The 22,356-nt window shown below is 48.7% G+C and carries 25 protein-coding genes and 1 riboswitch; of the genes, 10 read left to right on the top strand and 15 right to left on the bottom strand.

Annotated elements, in window-relative coordinates; translation table 11 throughout:
- Nucleotides 1–22: 22 nt before the first annotated feature.
- Nucleotides 23–622 (bottom strand): TetR/AcrR family transcriptional regulator, encoded by a 600-nt coding sequence (locus tag ACY2IG_RS08795; protein ID WP_308101565.1) that lies wholly within the window; start codon nucleotides 620–622, stop codon nucleotides 23–25.
- Between the two features lie 110 nt (nucleotides 623–732).
- Between ACY2IG_RS08795 and ACY2IG_RS08790 the strand changes: the two genes are divergently transcribed.
- The gene (locus tag ACY2IG_RS08790) at nucleotides 733–1,260 is read left to right on the top strand and encodes a hypothetical protein (protein WP_462617740.1); all 528 of its coding nucleotides are present in this window, start codon (nucleotides 733–735) and stop codon (nucleotides 1,258–1,260) included.
- Between the two features lie 16 nt (nucleotides 1,261–1,276).
- Here the strand turns inward: ACY2IG_RS08790 and ACY2IG_RS08785 are convergent, their stop codons facing one another.
- On the bottom strand, nucleotides 1,277–1,660 hold the full coding sequence (locus tag ACY2IG_RS08785; protein WP_290758543.1) for a hypothetical protein: 384 nt from the start codon (nucleotides 1,658–1,660) through the stop codon (nucleotides 1,277–1,279).
- Nucleotides 1,661–1,805: 145 nt separating this feature from the next.
- On the opposite strand from ACY2IG_RS08785, the gene ACY2IG_RS08780 reads away from it, so the two are divergent.
- Nucleotides 1,806–2,213 carry a hypothetical protein gene (locus ACY2IG_RS08780; RefSeq protein ID WP_035407875.1) on the top strand — a complete coding sequence of 136 codons (408 nt, stop codon included), beginning with the start codon at nucleotides 1,806–1,808 and terminating at the stop codon, nucleotides 2,211–2,213.
- Between the two features lie 26 nt (nucleotides 2,214–2,239).
- Here the strand turns inward: ACY2IG_RS08780 and ACY2IG_RS08775 are convergent, their stop codons facing one another.
- A complete protein-coding gene (locus ACY2IG_RS08775; protein WP_462617739.1) occupies nucleotides 2,240–2,809 on the bottom strand; it encodes a recombinase family protein in 570 nt (189 codons plus the stop codon).
- Between the two features lie 199 nt (nucleotides 2,810–3,008).
- On the opposite strand from ACY2IG_RS08775, the gene ACY2IG_RS08770 reads away from it, so the two are divergent.
- Entirely contained in the window at nucleotides 3,009–3,482 is a 474-nt protein-coding gene (locus ACY2IG_RS08770) for a hypothetical protein (protein ID WP_035407879.1), read from the top strand.
- Nucleotides 3,472–4,194 carry a nucleotidyltransferase domain-containing protein gene (locus ACY2IG_RS08765; RefSeq protein ID WP_462617738.1) on the top strand — a complete coding sequence of 241 codons (723 nt, stop codon included), beginning with the start codon at nucleotides 3,472–3,474 and terminating at the stop codon, nucleotides 4,192–4,194. Before ACY2IG_RS08770 ends, ACY2IG_RS08765 begins: the two co-directional genes overlap by 11 nt.
- Nucleotides 4,195–4,264: 70 nt before the next feature.
- Here the strand turns inward: ACY2IG_RS08765 and ACY2IG_RS08760 are convergent, their stop codons facing one another.
- Nucleotides 4,265–5,050 carry a pentapeptide repeat-containing protein gene (locus ACY2IG_RS08760; protein ID WP_035407883.1) on the bottom strand — a complete coding sequence of 262 codons (786 nt, stop codon included), beginning with the start codon at nucleotides 5,048–5,050 and terminating at the stop codon, nucleotides 4,265–4,267.
- Between the two features lie 44 nt (nucleotides 5,051–5,094).
- Between ACY2IG_RS08760 and ACY2IG_RS08755 the strand changes: the two genes are divergently transcribed.
- The 4 genes from ACY2IG_RS08755 to ACY2IG_RS08740 all read left to right on the top strand — a co-directional run bounded on the left by ACY2IG_RS08755 (nucleotide 5,095) and on the right by ACY2IG_RS08740 (nucleotide 6,861).
- Nucleotides 5,095–5,526: a GNAT family N-acetyltransferase gene (locus ACY2IG_RS08755; protein ID WP_462617737.1), complete on the top strand. Its 432-nt coding sequence runs from the start codon at nucleotides 5,095–5,097 to the stop codon at nucleotides 5,524–5,526.
- Nucleotides 5,523–6,146 carry a hypothetical protein gene (locus ACY2IG_RS08750; protein WP_035407887.1) on the top strand — a complete coding sequence of 208 codons (624 nt, stop codon included), beginning with the start codon at nucleotides 5,523–5,525 and terminating at the stop codon, nucleotides 6,144–6,146. The genes ACY2IG_RS08755 and ACY2IG_RS08750 overlap by 4 nt, the downstream gene beginning before the upstream one ends.
- A gap of 33 nt (nucleotides 6,147–6,179) precedes the next feature.
- Nucleotides 6,180–6,509 carry an antibiotic biosynthesis monooxygenase gene (locus ACY2IG_RS08745; protein WP_035407890.1) on the top strand — a complete coding sequence of 110 codons (330 nt, stop codon included), beginning with the start codon at nucleotides 6,180–6,182 and terminating at the stop codon, nucleotides 6,507–6,509.
- A 115-nt stretch (nucleotides 6,510–6,624) separates the two neighbouring features.
- Nucleotides 6,625–6,861, top strand: a complete 237-nt coding sequence (locus ACY2IG_RS08740) for a hypothetical protein (protein WP_035407893.1) — start codon at nucleotides 6,625–6,627, stop codon at nucleotides 6,859–6,861.
- Between the two features lies 1 nt (nucleotide 6,862).
- Here ACY2IG_RS08740 and ACY2IG_RS08735 read toward each other — a convergent pair whose 3' ends face one another.
- Entirely contained in the window at nucleotides 6,863–8,134 is a 1,272-nt protein-coding gene (locus ACY2IG_RS08735) for a hypothetical protein (RefSeq protein ID WP_462617736.1), read from the bottom strand.
- The gene (locus ACY2IG_RS08730; RefSeq protein ID WP_462617735.1) at nucleotides 8,131–9,399 is read right to left on the bottom strand and encodes a hypothetical protein; all 1,269 of its coding nucleotides are present in this window, start codon (nucleotides 9,397–9,399) and stop codon (nucleotides 8,131–8,133) included. The genes ACY2IG_RS08735 and ACY2IG_RS08730 overlap by 4 nt, the downstream gene beginning before the upstream one ends.
- A gap of 154 nt (nucleotides 9,400–9,553) precedes the next feature.
- Here ACY2IG_RS08730 and ACY2IG_RS08725 point away from each other — a divergent pair, with 154 nt between their 5' ends.
- Nucleotides 9,554–10,372, top strand: a complete 819-nt coding sequence (locus ACY2IG_RS08725; RefSeq protein WP_308101556.1) for an alpha/beta fold hydrolase — start codon at nucleotides 9,554–9,556, stop codon at nucleotides 10,370–10,372.
- 71 nt (nucleotides 10,373–10,443) lie between these two features.
- On the opposite strand, the gene ACY2IG_RS08720 is transcribed toward ACY2IG_RS08725, so the two are convergent.
- The 9 genes from ACY2IG_RS08720 to ACY2IG_RS08680 form a co-directional block, all read right to left on the bottom strand.
- Nucleotides 10,444–11,475 carry an NAD(P)/FAD-dependent oxidoreductase gene (locus ACY2IG_RS08720; RefSeq protein ID WP_462617734.1) on the bottom strand — a complete coding sequence of 344 codons (1,032 nt, stop codon included), beginning with the start codon at nucleotides 11,473–11,475 and terminating at the stop codon, nucleotides 10,444–10,446.
- 55 nt (nucleotides 11,476–11,530) lie between these two features.
- Nucleotides 11,531–12,253: an energy-coupling factor transporter transmembrane component T family protein gene (locus tag ACY2IG_RS08715; protein ID WP_462617733.1), complete on the bottom strand. Its 723-nt coding sequence runs from the start codon at nucleotides 12,251–12,253 to the stop codon at nucleotides 11,531–11,533.
- On the bottom strand, nucleotides 12,225–13,754 hold the full coding sequence (locus tag ACY2IG_RS08710; RefSeq protein ID WP_462617732.1) for an ABC transporter ATP-binding protein: 1,530 nt from the start codon (nucleotides 13,752–13,754) through the stop codon (nucleotides 12,225–12,227). Before ACY2IG_RS08710 ends, ACY2IG_RS08715 begins: the two co-directional genes overlap by 29 nt.
- The gene (locus ACY2IG_RS08705; RefSeq protein WP_462617731.1) at nucleotides 13,751–14,323 is read right to left on the bottom strand and encodes an ECF transporter S component; all 573 of its coding nucleotides are present in this window, start codon (nucleotides 14,321–14,323) and stop codon (nucleotides 13,751–13,753) included. Before ACY2IG_RS08705 ends, ACY2IG_RS08710 begins: the two co-directional genes overlap by 4 nt.
- 100 nt (nucleotides 14,324–14,423) lie before the next feature.
- A riboswitch (TPP riboswitch) is annotated at nucleotides 14,424–14,523 on the bottom strand.
- A 95-nt stretch (nucleotides 14,524–14,618) separates the two neighbouring features.
- A complete protein-coding gene (locus ACY2IG_RS08700) occupies nucleotides 14,619–15,290 on the bottom strand; it encodes a 50S ribosomal protein L25/general stress protein Ctc (RefSeq protein WP_214728666.1) in 672 nt (223 codons plus the stop codon).
- A 291-nt stretch (nucleotides 15,291–15,581) separates the two neighbouring features.
- Nucleotides 15,582–17,132 carry a GNAT family N-acetyltransferase gene (locus ACY2IG_RS08695; protein ID WP_462617730.1) on the bottom strand — a complete coding sequence of 517 codons (1,551 nt, stop codon included), beginning with the start codon at nucleotides 17,130–17,132 and terminating at the stop codon, nucleotides 15,582–15,584.
- A 13-nt stretch (nucleotides 17,133–17,145) separates the two neighbouring features.
- On the bottom strand, nucleotides 17,146–17,676 hold the full coding sequence (locus ACY2IG_RS08690) for a glycerol-3-phosphate acyltransferase (RefSeq protein ID WP_462617729.1): 531 nt from the start codon (nucleotides 17,674–17,676) through the stop codon (nucleotides 17,146–17,148).
- The gene (locus ACY2IG_RS08685; protein ID WP_462617728.1) at nucleotides 17,673–20,282 is read right to left on the bottom strand and encodes a DEAD/DEAH box helicase; all 2,610 of its coding nucleotides are present in this window, start codon (nucleotides 20,280–20,282) and stop codon (nucleotides 17,673–17,675) included. The genes ACY2IG_RS08690 and ACY2IG_RS08685 overlap by 4 nt, the downstream gene beginning before the upstream one ends.
- 30 nt (nucleotides 20,283–20,312) lie before the next feature.
- Nucleotides 20,313–21,353, bottom strand: coding sequence for a tyrosine-type recombinase/integrase (locus ACY2IG_RS08680; protein ID WP_462617727.1), 1,041 nt, complete (start codon nucleotides 21,351–21,353; stop codon nucleotides 20,313–20,315).
- 429 nt (nucleotides 21,354–21,782) lie between these two features.
- Here ACY2IG_RS08680 and ACY2IG_RS08675 point away from each other — a divergent pair, with 429 nt between their 5' ends.
- Complete coding sequence (locus ACY2IG_RS08675) at nucleotides 21,783–22,184, top strand: CoA-binding protein (protein ID WP_035407950.1); 402 nt, start codon at nucleotides 21,783–21,785, stop codon at nucleotides 22,182–22,184.
- Nucleotides 22,185–22,356: the final 172 nt, after the last annotated feature.

Here is a 22,356-nt window from a genome sequence, read left to right as displayed (position 1 = left end):
ATGCAGATGAAGGAACTTCGGGTTATTTGTCGTCGATCGCTAAAGGGCGGACGAATAGGGCATTCAAGTGATGGACAAGGACATGACGTAATCGTTCTTTCGGGAGACGTTCTGGTCGAAACAGCGCATGAAAGGCTAATCCATCAACGAGTGCTGCGAGACGTTCGCTCTCAAGCTCGATGTCTATATCTGCTCGGAACGTACCGTCCGGAATCCGTGTCAGTAATACCAGACACATGTGGTAAATGTCGTCTGGATTCTCTGTTGATTGAGACGCATATGCAGACATCATGAATTGGAACCAGACCTGCATCTCAAGCTGATGCTCAGGTGCATACGGCAAGACTTCGAGTAAGACGTTGCATAACGTCTCTTCTGGTGTTCCTCCCCTCTCGAAAATGGTTGTAATGCGTTCTTGGACCCGTTCTTGGACGAGTTGCATCGAGAAACGGAGCAATTCTTCTTGGGTCGTGAAGTAATACCGTAAGGCACCAAGGGACAGACCTGCTTCCTTGGCGATCGTCCGGACGCTAGCTTGTTCGATACCGACATTAGAAATCGTGCGCCACGTTGCTTCTGCGATGAGGCGTTTTCGTTCTTCGTGATTGACTTGTTTTGGCATACGTTAAGTATATCAGCTTTTTTAGCACGAATGTATTAAAAAGACTAGTCAAGTAACGAAAGTGATGTTATCTTTATGATACAGTCGTATTAAAAAAGGAGAGGATCACGATGCAACTCGTCGCTTGGGCAATCGTTTGTTGTGAAATTCTATTTTGGGTATTCATCGTCGCAGGACTGATCGTGCGTTATGGATTCAGACAAGAGAAGCTTGGTTTTCGATTGATGGCGATGTCACCCGTGATTGATATCGTCTTACTGGTCTTAACAGTGTTGGACTTAAGTCGCGGTAGCACAGCTACGCTTGCACACGGACTTGCTGCGATTTACATCGGCGTATCACTCGCATTTGGGAAGCAGATGATTGCTTGGGCGGATGGGGTGTATCGCCGGGTGATCCTCAAGGAACAAGTAGCAAAAGAACGCATATTGCGTGCGCGACGGGAACGCAACGGATTCTATCGGCACATCCTGGCATTCTTGATTGGTGGTGCCTTACTCGGAGCAATGATTCTCTGGCTCGGAAATACCGAACAAACCGAAAGCCTCTTGCGGACGTTACAACTGTGGGGACTCGTTCTTGTGTTCGATGGCGTCATCTCGATGAGTTATACCGTTTTTCCAGCTCGCTCTAAATAAAAACGAACCTTGGCTGTCAGCGGTCGACAGTGAAGGTTCGTTCCCGAATCGTATTCGTATGTACTTCTTTCCGGGCGTCGATTGAATCCCGAATGTGGATGATGTAGCGACGTCCTTTTTTATATCCAGTACGCGGTGGTTTGATTCGGATTTCTTTGCCGTCTAGGACTTCAATCTCCGTTTGCATCCGCTCACCATTTGAATCCGTCACGGTAACCGTACGGTTTGAGACTTGTTCCTTACGTAGTCCTTTCGCGTATTCGATGTCGAAAGTATGATACGAGGAGATGGAGCGGGCACGTGATTTGAAGTGTGGCTCGTCCGTCCGTTCGTCGAGAGTGCAGTAGCAACCCGTGAACAAGAGGCTCGCCGAGAGGAGTATCGAAAATAGATGTTTCACGAAAACGCTCCTTTATGTATTTGGTAATTTTAGTATAAGACAAATTTTGGGTTACGACAATCCTTCTTGAGACCGAGTCGTTGACATCTATTAAAATTGAACAGGTCCATGCTATAATCGACCGAGAGAAAGGAAGCGATACACCATGCCAGTACAACCAGACCAACGTGAAATCATCGTCTCGATTCGGACGAGTTATGACTTTAAAGCTGATACCGGACGCGCAATCCGTGTCATCGAGTTTCACGGACGCCGGACGACACTGTTCGATACGTTCGAAGCGTCGTCACCAAAACGAATGATTTTGATCGAGATGATCCGCGCCGTCCAATCTTTCAAGGAACCCTTCCACATCATCTTCAACGTCGAGTGTAACTTTGGCTTCAAGTATTTGACGGATCAGCGGAAATGGGAAAACCGGGACGTCGGGAATACGTTCCTCGACTTGATTGAACAAGGAGGTCATACGTATGAATTACGGGATTGTTCGTTCTATGAAGGCGGTAAAGCCCTCCAAAAATGGCTCGGCAACACATTAAAGCAAAATAGCTGACAAAAAAGGCTGATTCCACAATGGAGTCAGCCTTTATCCGTTGCATCGATCGTCTCGCTTTCGAGATACCGGTATAACGTACTTTTACTAATACCGGTCTGTTCTCGGATATCAGCGAGCGAATACTCTTTGCTTTGATACATCGCAATCGCGCGGCGGACATTTTCATCGGGTTTGCGCGGTCGACCGGTCTGTTTTCCTTGCTCTTTTGCTTTTGAGAGTCCGGCACGCGTTGACATGCTGATGACATCACTTTGCAACTGGACCAGGTGGTTGGCCGTTTCAAGGAACGACAAGGATGCACGCTCGCTCGTGCGAATCTGTTCGCGGAGTGACCAAAGCGTCGCGCCACGTGTCTCCATTTGCTCGAGCATCTCAATCAAGTGCCGTGTCGAGTCTGCTAGGACGTATAGATGTGTGACGATGACTTCGTCTCCCGCTTGCAGCGCCTCAAGCATCTGTTCGAGTTCCGTCCGTCGTTTGGCCGAATCATGGGTCTCGATGATACGTGTCGTCACATCAACCTTGTCGGCTTCCGCTTGTTGCGTAGAACAGTCTGGATCATCCGGATAGGGTCTCATATAGAAATATTGCATGGATGGAGCTCCTCTCTGTCGATCACAATCGACGTCAGTTCCTCATCAGTATACCGTATTCTCACCTTCGTGCCGTAGAAAACCGAAAACATGCCTTTCTTCTCATGTTCGGATCGACTAATTTGTGGTAAATTGAGTGGAAGTAAGTTTCTCGGACTCATCCTTATACCATTCATTCTTTTTAAATGAGGTGCTCATCATGAACAAAGAAGATCATCAACTCGCCCGTCAGCTTTTGACGACCTATTTCATCGGAACACAATTGGCGACGGTTCATGTCGCAGGCTACGTCACGCTCGAATTCATCAATTTGTTCGATACGACAGCGCCTGAACTGCGACTTCGGATCGAGACGGACCGTCTATTTTATGGCGATGTCGAGACGACACAGAATTGGGTCGTTCGCCATGCGACAAAGGAAGAGATGCTACACTTGATCGTTTCATTGCATGCGGAACGGATCACCGGTGTCCGGATCGGCAAGACGGCACCACATTTATTCTTGACCTTCAGTAACGGACAAACGCTCGTCCTGAATGGATCGGATACATATTACGAATCGTGGGCGATCGATATCGGTCTCGCGCCACACCGAGCCGACGCGACGATCGTTGCCGTACCGGGTGACGAACTAGCCGTCTTCTCCGGGATTGGTGAACAAGTTGAAGACTAAGTGGACACGCATGGAGTGGTGTGATTGGATCATGCCGCTCGTCGCGTCACGTTATCTGGATCATTGTGCCGTCTTACTTGCCGGCAGTCATACGCGAGGACAAGCGACCGTACAATCAGATGTCGATTTAATCATCTTTGAAGCAAGTCGACGGCAGGCATACCGGGAATCGTTTACCTATGATGGTGTCCCGATCGAAGCATTCGTCCATTCCTTTGAGACGATCGCGCATTTTTTCGAGAGTGACCGGGAACGTGGTCGCCCGTCCCTGCAACGCATGATTGCTGACAGCTGGACGATCGAGGATCATCCACACCTTGCCTCTGTCCGCAAGGAAGCCGTTCAACAATTGGCAGATGGACCTGTTGCGTGGTCGAATCCGGAGCAACAACGCGCGCGTTATTTTTTAAGTGACTTGCTCGACGACTTCGAGAGTGTGACGAACCGCGCAGAAGGTCTAGCGATTGCATCACGTTTATATGAACAGAGCATCGAATTCGTCCTTCGTGCCAATCAACGCTACATCGGACAAGGGAAGTGGACAATTCGTGCTCTTGCGGAGTTTGACGAAGAATATGCCAGTCGACACACAATGGCTTTTGAGTTGTATTATCAGTCGAATGACCGCCGAGCCGTCATCGCGTTAGTCGACGATTATCTCGCACCGTTTGGCGGGCGTTATTTTGACGGCTTTATGCTCGGCAAAAGATAACAAGCATATAAAAAGAGACACGTTTTCGGTCGATGATCCGAAAACGTGTCTCTTTATCGTTCGCTTCTGTTTAACGCCAATGGGACGGACGGAGCAAACGCGGCGGTAACTGTGTCGCTGCATTGCCGATTGCGGCATTGATTTGTGCTTGTGTCAAAAAGAGCGCGTCTGTCAGATCCGCGTCTTTGACGTTACAGTCTCGCAGATCAGCTCCGAGAAAGTTGACACCGCACAAACGGCTATTCGACAAGTTCGTCGCCAGCAACCACTGGTTCTGAACGCTGGCACCTGAAAAATCTCGTCCTTGTAGCTGTTTTCCTACCCAGTCGCGTGGTGTCTGGTCGCGTCTTCCGCTATACTGAACTTGAACACGAGAAGCGATCATTTCAAGGAGGGGGCGGACGGTTTGACGGATTGACATCAGGTCAAGCCGTGCAAATTGATCCGCCGGTAAGGCAGCGTATCCGGTCAACGCGGCAAGCATCTCATCGAGTTGATTGTGCATGTCACGCGTGACATCACGTTTTCCGTCCGTTACGTACCACATCATCTCAAACAAGTGAACCATCTTCGGGAAGGCAGCATAAATCGCTTGGCGTCGCTTTGGTGCATCATCGCCTTGAAACGTCCGCTGTGACAAATGTTGCCCGGCACCAAAACAATCATAGACGGTACAGCCTTTGTAGCCGCTATTGCGTAACCGCTCATGGATGCGGCAGCTGTAATCCGCGTCAAGATTGCGACACGGTGTCGCTTCCGGTTTATCATGACCGAAATCACTGGATTTCGAAAAAGCGAGTGCCGTACAACATAAACCAAAACACTTCGTACAATCAATTTGGAATGTAGGTTCCATCGTATTCACCTCCACTACTACTATAGCAAGAAAGGAGTCCGGATATGCTGCAATTTCAACTCAATGAAAATGAAGACGGACAAGACTGGATCAGACAACAGGTGCGACGCTATAACGTCGAGACTTCGCCGTTTCATGCCATAAAACGGTCAAATGGAACACAAGCCGTCACTCTGCTTGCGAAGCGAAACGATCAACCGATCGGTGGCATCACAGGAGATGCGTATTGGGGCTGGTTACATATTGAATGGTTCTTTGTCGTCGAGGAGGAGCGGGGAAGTGGACTTGGCACGACGTTATTTCATCGATTAGAAACATGGGCACGAGAAGCAGGAATCGACCGAATCCGTGTCGAGACCTTTTCATTTCAAGCGCTCTCGTTTTATGAACGACAGGGATTCATCGAAGTCGGGCGAATCGATGATTATCCTCCGGGTGCTAGCTATCACCTGCTCGTCAAGCAGGTCGACCGATGAAACGCCGACTTCTTTTTATTTTAGTTATTGGATTAGTACTCGGAGCATTGACGGGAATGTACCAGCGTCCAGAGACCCCTTCCTTCACTGCAAAAACGGTCACGAAGTTATATAAACAGATGACGAACACATCGATCGAAGCGCGTGATGTCTACTTCGTCGAACGATTGTCTGAACATTATGCCGTCGCATATCTTGAAGCAAAACATGATCGCTTGTTTCTGCTCCTGCAACAAAATGATGAGGCACAACGGATCGATCGAATCATTCGCACCAAGCAGACGACGGAGGCGGATTGGTTCGAGGGACGGTTACTTGCGACACCGGAAGGTCGGTATCTCGTCGCCTACGGCATGAATGGCTCAAAACAAATGAAAACGATTCGGTTCGAGCCGTATAAGATGACGGCTGATGGGGAAGTACCATTACGTCCGATGCAGCGCTCGTTAACCGTCGCGGGTCAGGAACGTTTCCATACCATCCAACCGTTACCGGACGCCTTCCCGCATTCGCTCTACTTCGAAATGATCGCGACGCGTATGGATGGAAAAGAGACGATCCAACGCTTGACGTCATTAAGCGAAAACGCATCTGCGTTTTCTATGACCCGTGACTTTTAGTATACTGAAGACGAAAAAAAGGGGGAAAAGAACATGTGGATCGTCATGAATCAGCTACACGTCGTGAAGGGCGCAGCAGATCAAGTCGCAGCGCGTTTTAAGACGACGAAGGGAATCGAACGGATGGAGGGGTTCCACCGGATGCAAGTCCTCGTCGACATTAGTCAGGAAGAAGAAGACATCGTCACGATCATGACGACATGGTCGAATCAAGCGGCGTTTCATGCATGGCAGGAGAGTCAAGCGTATAAAGGGGTTCACCATAAACGAGATAACGGAACGTCCGAAGTCAAACCGCTCGTGACGTCGAATACCGTCACGGAATATGCGATCGTCGCCGACCATAGCGCTGCAACAGAATAAATACAAGACCCCTGAGAGGATTCTTCTCGGGGGTCTTGTGTGTAATAATACATTAGATTGTTTTACCGTAATCTGGGTATATTCTAACAAACTAGATGAAACGAGGTGGCATCGTATGGTCTATCGTAAACCTGTCGTCTCTAGCCTATCCGTCCTCGGTGGTATGATCCTGCTCTTCGGTTTCTTGACGAGCGGTGGCTTCATTTATCTCTACTTCTTCGTCTTACTGTTTGCTTGCGTCTCCTTCTTACGTGAACCGTTGACACGTAAAGAGTGGTTGCGAGAGGGGATCGCCTTCATCTTCTGGTGTTCCTTGATTTATTTACTACAACACTTCGTCTTCATGACATAATTCATTTTTCATACTGCTCGAATAAAGGGAGGATGATGTCACGACCCGTTGCTGATAAGTGAATCGACACGTCACGCTTTGGATCCTTTAAGTAGATGTCAGTCTTTTTGACGCGTTTATCAAGATAGACTTCGTACTGTTGACCAGTCACGCCTTTTCGGAACGTCAAGTATTTCCACTTCGCCCTCTTGCCCCGCACATCAGCCTGTTCACTCGTCTTGATCGCTTTTTTTAATTTCCCGGATTCATCACTTGTCATCATGATCATGTTTTCCCAATCAATATCTTTTTCCGAAAAATGATTTCCTCGATCATCTTCTTCAAAACGGATATGCGAAAACTGTTTTTGATGGAACAGTGTCTCGTTTTGGTTTTCCGCAACGTCGTCGTCTGTTGTTCGATCCGGTCCTTGGACTTGGAGTTCAGTCGGTTGTTGCATCGTATGGCGAATCGATAATTCGTAGCGGAATTCGCGTCCGTTTTTCTCCGTTGCGATGACCGTTCCATAATGCTCCGGCGTGCCGTCACCCGGAACGAATCGGACCTTTCCTGGTTGTTTCATTGAATGGATCGGGTGTTCCGCACGGCGTCCACCATACAACTGCGGTATACGAATCGAAACGTCGTATGTCGAATCGTATTGTTGATTGTAGACGAGATAGAGATTGACATCACGGGTGAACGGTGTCAGAGAATTCGCGTATGCGAAAGTCGTCGTCCGTGCATCTTTTTTTGTGACATCCGTTGCCTCGATGACGAGGTAACCTGATCCTGGAAGTTCTAATTTTCGAGCAAAATGGTCTGCGATTTTCTCATCAGGATTGAACCAGTCGTCTTTTTTTAATACAACAGGCTTCATGCTAAAGTTCTTCCGTTGTGGAGTCAGAGTAGTCTTCTTGAAGATGTCTTCTTTCTTTGGTAACGGATAATACCCATCTTTAGACGATGTCTGACAATATAAATACGTCTTTTTCCCAGCTTTCACGTAACGAACGGTTTGACTATCATAATCTTCGAACGGATTCGTCATCATGACGGAATAGATGTTACCGACAGCGTAATTGACGGGCGCATCGCTCGCTTTAGATGCGCATGTTTTTTGGATGACGGTTCGCTCTTTAGCTGACAAAGTGCGAGATTCTTTTTCGTTGAATTGCCCTCCATCATACATTTGTGATAAGTAATCCCATTTAAAATTCGGGGCGTCACTTTGGCAACCGCTTAATGCTAGCGTCGCTCCAAGTGTTAGTCCGATCCAGTAACGTTTATTCATTGATTGAGCACCTCACTAAGTGCTTCACTTGTCGTACCTGACAGCTTCGCACCTTTCTTTGATCCCAGTTTGACAACATAGATTTCAAGCTTTTTAGCTCGTTTGCGTTCGAATAGTTCGAACGTTTGACTTTTTCCTTTGCGGATCAAGGTCAATTTTTTCTGTTTCAGCTTTGTTCCTTGTGGCTCCATCACATCGGTCTCTTTTAATTCTTGAGCCATTTTTTTTGCTAGTTTATCTGGAATGGCCGAGATGAATTTAAAATCGTTATCGACGAGCTGCTTTGGTGAGTCGTGAATGTAGCCGACATATGTGGTTGGTGATGCATCAAGAAAGCCATATTTGTAATTCGCAGGTTTTTTGTAGGTCTGATTGAGACGCATATATAGCGATGTTTCTTGAACGATTTTGCCTCCTTCTTTCTTCCAAACAGTCGCAAAAGGAACCGTCTGTCCCATTGAAAGCGTAGCAGGAAGTTGTTTTCGCTTGATTTGATACGATTGCCCCATTACATGGTCTTGAATGACGGATGGAATTCCGATACGATCACCACTGGTCATGAGTTCGATCGATGTGTGCTGCAAACCACTATTCGGAATGACACGAAAAGCTAAATTCAATTCGGAACCGGCTCGGGACTCGGTCGTCTCAAAAAGTGTTTGTTCTTTATCCTTATTTTTGTCTTTCATGAAGAGAACGAATTGTCCTTCCGGTGGTAAGGACAATTGATACGATGGGAAAAGGTAACGACCAAGTCCTTTCGTGTCTTTACTTTCTTCATTTTCTTGTTTTTGTTGATCCGTCACTTCTTTTGGGACAGGCTTAAAGCGAACGTCTGTCGATTTAGCTTTAAGCGGTTGGTTCGACCAATCGACGAATGGGTAATCACTGCGCTTGATTTGGTGGATCGCATAATCCGCGTGGCGAATCGGCTGACACGCCAAATAGTCCTTTTTTTCGTCTGACAGGAAACGGACGTGTTGGAACTCGCGCCCTTGGACACTCGGAGGCAGGAAGTATAAATCAAATCCTTCGTGTTGCACATATCGATCAGGCAAGCGCGTCATGTCAGGTTTTTGCTGACAAGCCTTCAACAAAGCCGCCGTTTGTTTTTTCGGGAGATCCGGTATCTCTTGACCATCAAAGGTAGTCGAGATACCGCCCCAGTAATTAGCATCATATGTAAGATCTAAGTATTGTTCTTTTCCGCATCCGGCAAGAAGAACTGCTCCTGCGAGAATACCAGTATGTATATAGCGTCTCATGAAAAACCTCCTCTATACGATTGTCTGTATTTTACCATATTTTCTATAATAGACAGAATTTTCTATAACGTTTCAACATCAAGATGTTTGACATCCCTCGACTCGGGAATAATAGATGCATGCATGGTCAATCTATTACTATGGGGGTTTTATGATGGGTACATTCATTCAAGCAGTTGATGGCACGAAGATTTACGTTGAGGATGTCGGATCGGGTCAACCGGTCGTCTTTTTACACGGCTGGCCAGCAAACAACAACATGTTCGAGTATCAAAAGAATCTGCTCGTCGAAGAAGGGTACCGTTACGTCGGAATCGATTATCGTGGTTATGGCAAATCAGATGCACCGGCAACGGGATACGACTATAAGACGATGGCGTCCGATGTCAATGAAGTCATCGAACAGCTCAAATTAACGAATGTCACGTTGCTTGGCTTCTCGATGGGAGGAGGGATCGCCTTGTCCTATCTCTTGCAATATGGGGATTCAAAAGTCAGTAAGCTTGTTCTAGCTGGAGCTGCGGCACCAGTCTTTACGCAACGTGACGGTTACCCATATGGGATGACGAAAGAAGAAGTCGATGCGTTGATTGCCGATACGAAACAGGATCGTCCGTCGATGCTCAAAGGATTCGGTGAAATCTTCTTTGCGAAGGAACATCCAGAACCGCTGCAACAATGGTTCCATGGTCTTAGCATCGCCGCTTCATCCCACGGAACGATTCAGTCAGCAATCGCCTTGCGTGACGAAGACTTACGTGGAAAACTCGAAAACATCAAAGTCGATACGTTGATCATCCACGGTAAAAAAGACCAAGTCTGTCCGTTCGAGTTTGCGGAAGAAATGCAAAAAGAAATCCCACATGCACGACTCGAAGTCTTCGAAGAGAGTGGACACGGGATGTTGCTTGACGAACAAGAGAAGTTCAACGAGACATTACTGACGTACGTTAAAGGAAATGAAACCGTCTAATCCAACAAGCCATGGACACGCGTCCATGGCTTGTTTTTGTGTACAGAAAAAGCGTGCGCCGGCGCACACTTTTATGAGCGATACTTCCGCATGAACCGTTGATCGATCCAGCGCTTCAGGTACCAACCGAACGGGTGCGTCGAATAATGACGACCATATAGGGAAACCGCATGACGCGGTCCCATCGATAAAATCGTCAGATAGTTCATTTGCGGACGATAGGTTTGCAGTGCTTCTTCCTGGAGGTATCGTAAAAGGTTCGTAAGCAAAATTGGCGCTTGTCGGACAGCTGTGACACCATTCTTCGGAATGTCGGGGTAGGCGACGAGGGTCGCCGCGTCACCCGCAGCAAACAAACTTGGATGATCGAGCGCTTGTAACTGTTCATTGACGAGTAAAAATCCGTCTTCGGTGAAGAGATTGCTGTCTGCAAACAATGCCGGAGCTTTGGCACCCGTCAAGCGGACGATTGCATCTGACTCGATTGGTGGATGATGCGTAAAGCGGAGTGGTAGTTCGTCATCTATAGGACGTTCCCGGATCCAGTACACTTCGAGTTCTTTTAACCGTCTCGTAATGGCTTCCGCTGCCGGATGACGAGAAAGGATATCTGGATCCGAGATCAATGTGATCGGTACACCCGCCGCTTTCAAGGACACCGCCATCTCGACGGCAGCTGCTCCGCTCCCCATCACGACCGGACGCTTTGCTTGTTGCAGTCGCTTTAATGTATCCGGTAACCGGTAGTTCGGTTTAATCGATAATCGCGTCGTATCTTCCGACCAGTCGAATGAGCCGATATTCGTTGAGACGACGTCATAGGTGTAACGTCTGCCGGATGCAGCGAAGACGACCTTTTCAACAGGGTCGATTTTGATGACGGTCTCCTCGATGAATGGTTTATCATAGGCACGACATAAGGCGGCGACGTCAATACGCATCTCATCCATGTCGTATGTTCCGTCAGCAAGTCCAGAGTACATGCCCGAGTAATATTGGTACGTCGAGGCGTTCAGGACCAGCCACTCGACGTCTTCTGTTGTTCCGTGTGTAATGCAATGCAGGTGAGCGTGACCTGCACCAATCAAGAGGATACGTTTCATGTCGTTCTCCTTCAATCTGTCTTGCTAGAGTGTACCCGGATACGGGTGGCGGTAATCATAGCCAAAAGACAAGACTGATGAATAGGAGGATGATCACGAGATAAATAATATCCTGACGCTGAACGACCGGTACCTCGTAATACGTTCGCTCTGCTGAAAAGTGACGGGCTTCGAGAGCAATCGCCATCCGTTCTGCCCGCTGGATCGACCGTGAGAAGAGCGGTAAGCCGATTGAAAGAAATCCATCACCAGGAAAGCGACTGTACACATTGCGAATCATCCGGACTTGTCGCAAAACGCGGACTTCTTCGACCAGTTGCGGCAGAAAGCGAATCCCGGCAAGGAACCCGTAAGCAAAGCGGGGTGATAACTTCGCCTGATGGATCAAGCTCATTACGAAACGGGTCGCGTCGGTCGTCGTGACGAAAGCGAGGCTCAGGCAGACGAACGTTGCCATCCGTAAGGCAAGTAACCAGCCGTGCGCGACGCTTTCCAACGTGACATGAAACCAACCAAACGACCAAAGAGTATTCGTTCCTTTGCCGAAAGCCGCCATCATCCAGAACGTCAATAAGAATAATAGACTATACGGCGCAAGTCGCTTCAAGAAATCAAAAGGACCCCATCCGGAGAAGAGTAGCAGTGCGATAGCAAAACTCAGGAATACTAACGTTTTGACCCAGTCATTCGTTGCAATCAAGGCAAACATGATCAAAAACAATCCGCTTCCTTTAATGACGGGATTGAGTTTAGCGAACGGGGACACGTTCGTTTGCATCACGTTTCACCTCCTGGAATTGGTACGAAAGTGGACGTTGTAGCTGACAGCGCTCGAGTAATGGAACGTCAGCGAATAACTCGCTTGGGCGACCGTCAAAAGCAATCCGTCCTTGCTCCATGACGAGGACACGATCCGCATACCGGGCGACGAGCTCCATATCATGCGTCGCCATGACGAGTGTCGTACCGTTCTGTTGTTCCATCTGTAACTGTTCCATTAAGCGTCGTGTCGTCAATCCATCTTGTCCGAAGGTCGGTTCATCGAGCAACAATAAGTCTTTCGTTTGTCCGAGCATCGTTGCGACGCTGAGCCGTCGTTGTTGTCCCGTACTAAGAGCAAGTGGTGACTGCTGTTTGACAGATGTCAGTTCCAGCCGTTCGAGCAACGCCGCGCGCTTAACGTTCGTCGCTGCCCGGTGGCTCCAGTCGATTTCCGCTTCGACCGTCAGCTTAAGAAACTGCAGATCCGGTTGTTGAAAGACATAGCCAACGTGCTCATAAAAGCGACGCCGGGAGTAACGATGAGCCGGACGTCCCTGGAGCTGATACGTTCCACGATTGGGAAGCAACCGCCCGAGTGTCGCAAGCAATGTACTTTTCCCGGATCCATTTGCCCCAAGCAGCATCACCCATTCTCCTGTCTGCAGGGAAAATGTCGCATCGGTCAGCGGATATGGTGCTTTCGTCGATAATGCAGCGACGTGTAACAAAGAGCGACCAGCTGTAGCGACGGTGGAAGGCACATGAAGTCGCGCCGCTTGCGGTCCATCTATGGGTAACGTCTCTAACGTATACGGATACAAAGAGGGAACGGCAATACCTTTCGTTTGAAGCTCTTTGTAATCCTGGGGGAACAGATCCCGTGGATCTGCTGTCGCAGTAATCGATCCGTCCTCAAGCAAGACGACCTGGTCGACGTACGACAAACAGACATCGAGTTGGTGTTCGATCAAGACGATCGTTAAATCGTGTTCTTTTTGAATCCGAAAAATCAACGCCATCAGCTCGTGTTGTCCGATTGGATCAATCTGAGCCGTTGGTTCATCGAGTAATAAGATCGTCGGCTCAAGTGCTAGGACCGCTGCGAGCGCGAGACGCTGTTTCATTCCACCGGATAGACTCGCGATCGGTGTCGAGAAGGGAAGGGGGAGACCGACGAGTGCGAGTAAGCGTTCAATTCGTTCATCCATCTCCACGTGCGGAATCGAGCGATTTTCTAAACTAAAAGCGATTTCGCGTCCGATCGTCTCCATGCAGAACTGTTCTTCTGGATTTTGAAACAAGATTCCGACCGAACCGGACCGGGTAACGGTACCAGTCTGTTCGACTTCAATCGTTTCCGGTGTCAGTCCGGCAAGGGCATGAAGTAATGTCGTCTTGCCACTCCCACTTCGTCCGAGCAGAAGGGTCGTCCCTTGCTCAATCGTCAGCGATACATGATTGAGCACCGATTTCATCTGACCGGGATAGCGGATGCTGAGGTCGTCGACAGTAATCATGCGATTTCTCGTTTCGCACGTCCTGCCGCAAACCCGTTCAAGATACCAGTCGCAACAAGGCGACGGACGAGAATGGCTGCAAGCAAGCCACCGAGTAATGCGCCGCTGATCAATTGTAAGCCAGTTGTCGCAAGCAACGTCGTCGTTGTGTAGTAACCGAATCCGTTCGCGATTAGACTATAAACGATGCTACCAATCGCGGCTCCGACACCCGATAACATCAAGGTCCATGTGTCATAACGACGGTAACGCGTCATCGCGAAGACGAGTTCCGCACCAAGTCCTTGGCAGACTCCGATCAGAAGAGCGGATAAACCAAAATGACTACCTGTGAACAGTTCGACGGCTGCCGCGACGACTTCCGCAATTAAAGCGGCACCTGGCTTTTGAATGATTGCTGCGACGAGCGGACTCGCAATGATCCAGATGCCAAACATCCAGTTGGCACCGACAGGACCGAAGATCGCTGAGATCGGTAACCAGAGTGTTGACCAACCAAGATAGATGACGCCGCAAGCGACGGCGAGCATCATCATGACCATGATTTCTTTCATTTTCCAGTGTTGCATTAGATACGTCCTCCTTTGAATGGGGGAGACGCCAAAAAAGACCGCCCTCCGTAAAAAAGAGAGCGGTCCTCAGAAAAACTGCGCGCAGCAGGAGTCATTGGATGTGATCGCTCCACTTTCCTACGCTAGTATGAACTAGATCAGGTTCGAAGGGTCCGAAGTGAATCGTCTCAGCCAATTGGGCTCCCCTAGTGGATATGGTAATAGGTGATACGCTGTTCACTTTAGGCAATCCAGCGTCTGTTGTCAAGACACAAAAAAACGATACGCCGCAAAGGGCGTATCGTTAAACGACTTATTTGTTGTCTTCGTTCTCTTCAGCTGTTTCTTCTGAAGATGCTTCTGTTGCTTCCGCTTCGTTGTCTTCGCCAGCTTCTGCTTGTGCCTCTGCTTCCTCGATTTCTTCAAGATCCTGCTCGAGTGTCGATTCGACGACAGCTGCGACTTGAATGTCGCCTTCTGTAACGATGCGGAAATCTTTTTGTTCTGGAAGATCGGCTACAGAAATCGAATCGCCGATTTCGAGGTTCGTGACGTCGACTTCGACGTTCTCTGGTAATTTATCTGGTGTAGCGGCGACTGTTACTTTAAAGAGTGTTTGTGATAGGAAGCCGCCAACTTTTGCACCGGCTGCTTCGCCAACGAGTACAACGTCTGCTTCGACTTCTGTTTCTTCATCCATTTTCACGGCGATGAATTCAACGTGATCGACTGTTGGGGTGAAGACATCCATATCACGGCGATTGATCAAGACGTTAATATTTTTACCGTCGAGTTTGAGTGAAATCAAGACGTTTTCACCGTTTTCCCGGACGATTTTAAGCAATTCTTTTTCTTCAAATGCGATTGGTGTACTTTCCACTTTGTAACCATACACGACGCCAAGAGCTTTTCCTTCATGACGCAATTGTTTACGGAGTGAGCGTGGACGTACCTCGCGTTTTTCGGCTGTTAAATTAACTGACATGTTCATTTCCCCCTTGAATTTGGTATAGCCCTCAAAAGGTAATGAATGTAGGAGCAGGACGAATCCTGAACAATATGAATCATGCTAAGACAATCGGTTTCAGACTCTCATGAATCTGACGCTTTCGTGACTTTGCATTTCTCTCCCAGGTCATTACGCTGATATTGAGAAACATGTGTGAGTAAGTCACCGGTTTGATGCGGTGCTAATGAGTTTATACCCCTATGTTTTAAATCCATAAACCTCTTTTTTTATCTTTTTGAAGTCGAAAGACCTCCAAACCGCTTGAAATCAGGGGTTGAGAGGTCTTTCGTTTTTTTCATTCTTTATGATGATTCGTTGATTTTCACGAACTAAAACACGAACGAGACGTCCAATTTGTCGTATCGTCGTCTGTCCCATCGTCGAAATTTGAAGCCACTGATTGTAAACGAGATAGTCGCTTTCGTACTGGACGTGATACCCCTGAATACGCAGAGCGTCGCCTAAATCAGTTGCGGACGGATGAACGATCGTCAGTATTCCCGGCGCTTGTGCTTCTTGTTGTGCGAGGAGTTGGAATCCAGTTGCGCGGACGGCTTGTTCGAGATAGGTCATCTTGATTGCTGCTTGATTAAGATCGAGGTCATCAAGCGCTGCCTGACAGGCAAGCAACAGGTTCGACGAGCCGGAAAAGGCAACCCCTTCTGCGTAGAGTCCTAAATCCAGATAACGGGGAATACAGAGAGAAGGTAGGACGCGATCTGCGTGACCAATGAACGCAAGACCCGGTAAACCACCAATCGCTTTCCCGGAAACAGTCGTGACGAAAGTGCAGCCATCGTATGAGAAATGTCCGGTTCCAACAGCGCTGATCGCATCGACGACGAGTGCGGTTCGTTGATCTAACAGCACTTTTACTGCATCAAGATCATAGAGAACACCCGTTGACGTCTCACAATGCGTCAACCAGATCCAGTTGTATGCCGTTTGCCTCAATTGATGAGCGAGTTGCTTCAAGTCGATCGGGTGACCGAGGGGAAGCGTATGGACATCAAAGGACTTGCCGGCACGTGCCGCGTGATCAATCAAGCGTTGACCGAACTCGCCGCCGTTCAGGATCAATCCATGTCCAGTGAGTTGTTGCGCGACAATATCATTGGCGAGCGTACCGCTGCCGACGGCCATCGAGACATGTGGCAAATCCAGCAACTGACACATTCGGCCACGTAAATCTTGATCGAGCTGCCGCATCGAGGCCGTCCGGTGTGGACGCGGTGCTTGTTGCGCCGCTTGACGGACCGTCGGCGCAACCTCGACCGGACCGGCTAGAAAATGCAGGGGACGTAAGACATCCGCAATGACGGATCGTTCGTATGTTGCGCGCGACAACAACATCGGTACAAACTGGGCGTCACCACTACCAAGCGTAGCTGCAATTGGTGTAAAGCCGAATCGCGCGTATAGTTTTGCTTCCCGCGTCGTACCACTGATATAGACGTGATCAATCGTCTCCCGCTCGAGGTAGACCATTAAAAAGCGCATCAATTGCATGAACGTACGACTATTGCGGTATTCGGGACGAACGCTAAGTAAGCGGATTTCCGCTGGGTCCGTCAGTGTCTCTTCTAGCGTCACGCCCTTTTCCTCAAGCGAAAAGGGACGATGCTTTCGAATGGCGATCATCGCGACGAGTCGATCGTCTTCCTTACCGATCAAGTAAGTGTTCTGATCATGGAATCGATCAATTCGTTTCCGTTCGATGTTCGGTTGATGTTGCGGAATCTCTTCTGTAAAGGTGAGGTAGTTCAATTCATGGATTGCTTCCGCGTCGTCCGCAGTTGCAATGGAAAAGTCGATCATGGAGACGTCCTCCTTATGTAATGGCTGGCTTGTGGAGTGCATCATGAGCCCACAGGACAAGTAGACTTACGGCAACGGTACACAAGATATTGACTGACCCTGCGTCTAAGAAGACGGGTAGTAACGGAAGTAAAACGACCGGAATAAGCCCCGCTTTGACACTATCTTTCGTTACGAGATAAGACAAACCGAGTATGCCTAATCCGGCAAGATATGCCCATGGCGTGATAGCGAAGACGATTCCGGAAAATACAGCGTACCCTTTACCGCCGCGTCGTGGGTGAAACAATGGAAACAAGTGACCGATGAGCACGGCGAGGGCGACCGGATAAAACGTGTCAGTGATCTGCAACGCAAAGACTGTCTTCGCGGCATCAAACAGATAAACGAATAAAAAAGCCGGAAGCCCACCGGCACGATGGGCATTGCGGGCACCGATGTTTCCGGAACCGACCTTTGCCAAATCGGTACGACTAATGTACTTAAAGAGCGTACCACCTAAAATACTACCGATGAGATAACCAAGCAGGAGATCAAGGATCACCGTTGTTCCTCCTTTGTCGTTACGAGATGAACGAGTTCCTTGACGGTCAAGGCGTCACTGTCTGGAGCCGTCAGGACGGCATCGACCATTTTGGCTTTTCGATCTTGTAATTCCGTCATCTTCTCTTCGATCGTTCCGCGTGTCAGCAATTTGATGACCGTCACGTCAGACTGTTGTCCAAGTCGATGGGCGCGATCGGCTGCCTGTTGTTCGACGGCCGGATTCCACCAGCTGTCAAACAGGATGACGGTATCAGCGGAGGCGAGGTTGAGTCCCGTTCCGCCAGCTTTCAGCGAAATCAAGAAGAGATCGACTTCACCGTCATTGAACCGGTCGCATAACGCGACCCGGTCTTCGAGCGGTGTCTCACCCGTCAATAGGAAGTGGGGGAGGTGACGTTGCGCGAGATCCGAACGAATGCGCTCGAGCATTTGCGTATACTGTGAGAAGATCAAGATCCGTTTTCCGGCTGCTCGTTTTTCTGCAATCAGTGAGAGCAGACGCGTTCGTTTCGTTGCTTCCCCTGTGTACCCCTCGACGAATAATCCCGGATCGTTACAAATTTGCCGCAACCGCGTTAAGCCCGCCAGTAACTTCAAACGATCTTCACGTTTCGTTTCGTCTAAATGCTGCAGCGTCTCGAGTTGCAATTTGGCGAGATACGACGCATATAACCGTTTTTGATTCGGTCCGAGCTCGACATAATGATGCTCGATCTGCTTCTTTGGTAAGTCCTGTAAGACATCTTTTTTCTCACGCCGTAATAAAAATGGTTGAATGAATTGTTGCATGTCATCAAACGACCATTTCTCAAACGTCGCTAGATCCGGCAGTAATTCCGGAAACAAGACATGGAAGATCGACCAGATATCGCGCGGTCGATTCTCAAGTGGTGTTCCTGTCAAGGCGAACCGGCGTTTTGCTTGCAGATGTCGCAGTTGACTGACCGTTTGTGACTGCGGATTCTTCAAGTGCTGTGCTTCATCAAAGAAAACGACGTCATATACAGGGTGGCGACGGACGTCGGTCCGAAGCGTCGTATAGGAGACAATCGTCACTGTGTTTTCAGCCAAGTACTCCAGTTCGGAAAGTCGGCTAGTTTGAGAACCCGTCACGACATGAACCGGTCGACCGGGTAAAAAGCGCTTCAGTTCCGCCTCCCAGTTGCGGAGCAGTGATGCTGGTGCGACGATCAGTGCACGACTATCCGAAATCGTTGCTACATAACCAATCGCTTGAATTGTCTTTCCAAGCCCCATCTCATCGGCCAAGATGCCGTGACATCGGTGCGCGTCCAAATTCTTTAGAAATTGAATGCCCGTCCGTTGATACGGATAGAGTTGTGACTCTAACGAATTCGGCAAGTCGAGCCGGAATCCTTGTCCGGATTTCAATTCGAACCATTTCTCGAGCAAATCGGCATGGAGATGCAGGATGGAGGCACCGATCAGATGCTTCATGTTCCGGACGGCAGGTAAGACGAGTCGCCCGTCGCGTAAGTCGCGTTCACTCGCTTCCATCTGGGCGAGAACCCGTTGCAACTGCTGAAAGGCCCGTGCCTCTAAAGATACGAACTGTCCGGATTTCAAGCGGTGATAGCGTTTTTGTAAGATGAGCGACTTCAGGACACGTTTCAGCTCGTCTTCCGGAATTCCATCCATCGAAAAGTTGAACACAAGCCAGTCGAGGCGGTCTGTCACGTCGACTTCGATCCGCGGATGAAAGGGTCCTTTTGGTAACGTCGTTCGGATGGCTTGCGTTGCAAATAACTCCAGTTGACCGAGCGCAACCCGTTCGTCAAGCAGACTCCGTAAAAAAGCATACTGCGCGGCGTCACTGGTGATGACATAGTGCGAATTCGATGGTGTCGCTTGGAATTCACGTAAATAGCGTAAGACACTTTGCTCCGTTACTTGATCCCGTCCAACGTAAATCGTCTCATCGAGCGGATTCAGCTGAATCCCTTGATAATCAAACGACACGCGGACTTCAACTTTCTGAGCCGTTCGATCGAGATGGAGCTTAACGATCGGCGTACCGGAAACGATCCGTTCCTGTAAATCAGGACTGAACGAAACATCCGCAACCCGCTGCAAATACTTTGTCTGTCCAAGCAAACGATCGAAGTAGGGCAGGGACAGTTGATGCTGCTGTTTATCCGTCAATCGTTTGAGCGTCACGACGGGTCCAGTCAGTTCGAAATGAATCGCCACCCGACGATCGGGTGTGAGACTGCGTAAATAGTTGCGCGCGCCTGCGTCGTCGACTTGAATTGCCGTAAAAGGGCGGATTTGCGGCGAGAGCGGTGTTGGTGTGCCGTGTGCCTGCACATGATGCATCGCCAGCAAAACAGCGACGATATGTCCACAAAATGACGTATCCATCGCAAGCGACGGACAGTTACAGCCAGCGTCGACACCGTGCGCCTTGACGCGGACCGTCACCGTGAATCGTTCCTCACCGTCTACGCTCGCTTCAATTAGCTCGTCACCCATCCGGTAATTGTGTAACGTAACCTTTCGGGCAGCGACATACTTCTTTCCCCGTCGAAAGGCATAGGCATCAGACATCTGTTTGATTTTACGTTCACTGAGCCCGTAATTCATGAGATCCCTCCTTTAGTTAACATAATATTATTATCGTTCACCATCAAATAAATCGACGGCGCGTTTTTTCTCCGAATCACCGATATGGGCATAGACCTGCGTCGTTGCGACGGATTCGTGACCGAGTAACTGCTGGATCGTCAGGACGTCGACCCCGCCGGTCGCAAGTCGTGTCGCAAACGTATGCCGTAGTTTATGTGGCGTAATTTTTTTGCGCTCTAAAAAGGGGAGAACTGGCTTCAGTCGTTCCGTGTGCCGCTGCAAAATATGCTGGACTGCCCGTGGGCTGAGTGGTTTCCCGTGTTTTTGGAAGACAGGTACGGCGCCGCTCGTTGGCATCTGATAATGGATCGCGTATTTGCGTAAGGCAATTCGTGCTGGTTTCGCAAGTGGAATCAATCGTTCTTTATTGCCTTTCCCGATGACGCGGAGCGTATTTTCGTGGAAATCGACATCGTTCCAGACGAGTTGCGTCATCTCACTTAAACGCATCCCGCTATAGCCAAGTAATTGGAATAACGTCACGTCGCGGACACGATCCCGTTCATAATGCGACGCTTCACGGGCATTCATCTCAACGTTTGACGGTAATAACTGAATCAATTCGTCCCATTCGCGTTTTGTCAGATAAACCGGTTCCCGTTTGGCTTGTTTCGGTCGATTGACTTTGGCGACCGGGTTTTCCGACAACTGACCGGTATCGACCAAATAACGAAACAGTGACTGTAACGCTGATAACTTCCGGTTGATGACGCTCGGTGCATTTTGTTTCGTTAAGGCAAGGTATTCGGCGTAGGCTTCGATTCCTGCTGCATCGATCTCGACGAATGCTTCAAGCGGAATATCTCGCGCTGTTACCTCTTCACCTGACGCCGCAGCGACGAATTGGAAGAACGCTTCATAGTCATAGACGTACCGACGCATCGTTGCTAATGAGAAATGTTTGGCTGCTAACTGATCTAAATAGGACTGAATGAAGCGTGGCATCCGCTCATAACCGGGAATCGCTGATGCTGTAGCCGAAACGGTCGTTTTATGTATTGTTTTTCCTAGGTTTTTAAATAAACTCATCCGACAATCACCCCTCTAGTAGTAGTATACCAAACGTTGGTACGTCAGACACTTGTTTGCGTGAAATAGTTATTTCACGCAATGTTAAATTGTCAGACAGGGAGCGCTCAGTTGCATCGACAAGGTGCTAGACGGGTCGTTGGTCAACTCGATGCACGTGAGAATTTAACTTATTTTTAGGGGTTTAAGGGTTGTAGAGACTATTTAATAACAATAATAGTATTATGTAACCTAAAACGATAAAAAAGAATGAATAGTCAATTTCGCTCTCAGTTGCATCGAGAAGACGTCTGGTGGGTCATTGGTCGACTCATTTGATTTCAAGACGATTTCTGAAAAACGTCGAAAACGTGCTTGATTTCGCATACTTCATCTTGGTTCGGGTATAGACTGTTAGGTAAGAGTTATTTTCATAAGGGGGAGTTCTAAATGATTACCGATCAAGAAGCACGTCAGTATTTGAAGGATGCGAAACGAATTGCGGTCGTCGGTGTCTCAAGTGATTCTGGGAAGACGGCGAACTGGATTGCTGACTACTTGGTTCAACACGGGTACGAAGTCATTCCGGTCAATCCAACGTTAAACGAATGGAACGGTCAAAAAGTCTATCCAAGTGTTGCAAGCATTCCAGGACACATCGATATCGTTGACGTTTTCCGTCGGTCTGAGTTTTTGGCGGATGTCGCGAAAGATGCTGTCGCTCACGGTGACGTCGGGATGATTTGGAATCAACTTGGTCTCTCAAGTGTCGAAGCAGAGAGCCTGGCGCTCGGCGCTGGCATTCCATATATTGAGAATCGTTGCATCAAAATCGAGCATCAATACCTGTAAGTCATCGCACGACTTTAGGCATCTTCACCCGTTCGTGAAGGTGTCTTTTTTCATGCCCATTACAGGTTATGCTTGTCAGGAAGCAAGAAGATGCCTACAATTAGAGACAGACTACTTGAAATAACGAACGAACGTTTGTAAAAACGACGTCGTAATTTTGAATTTTGAGGTG

The organism is Exiguobacterium sp. EF_C8 (assembly GCF_054956715.1).
The sequence above is the reverse complement of the archived record's forward strand: the minus strand, read 5'-3'. Positions and strand labels throughout refer to the sequence as shown.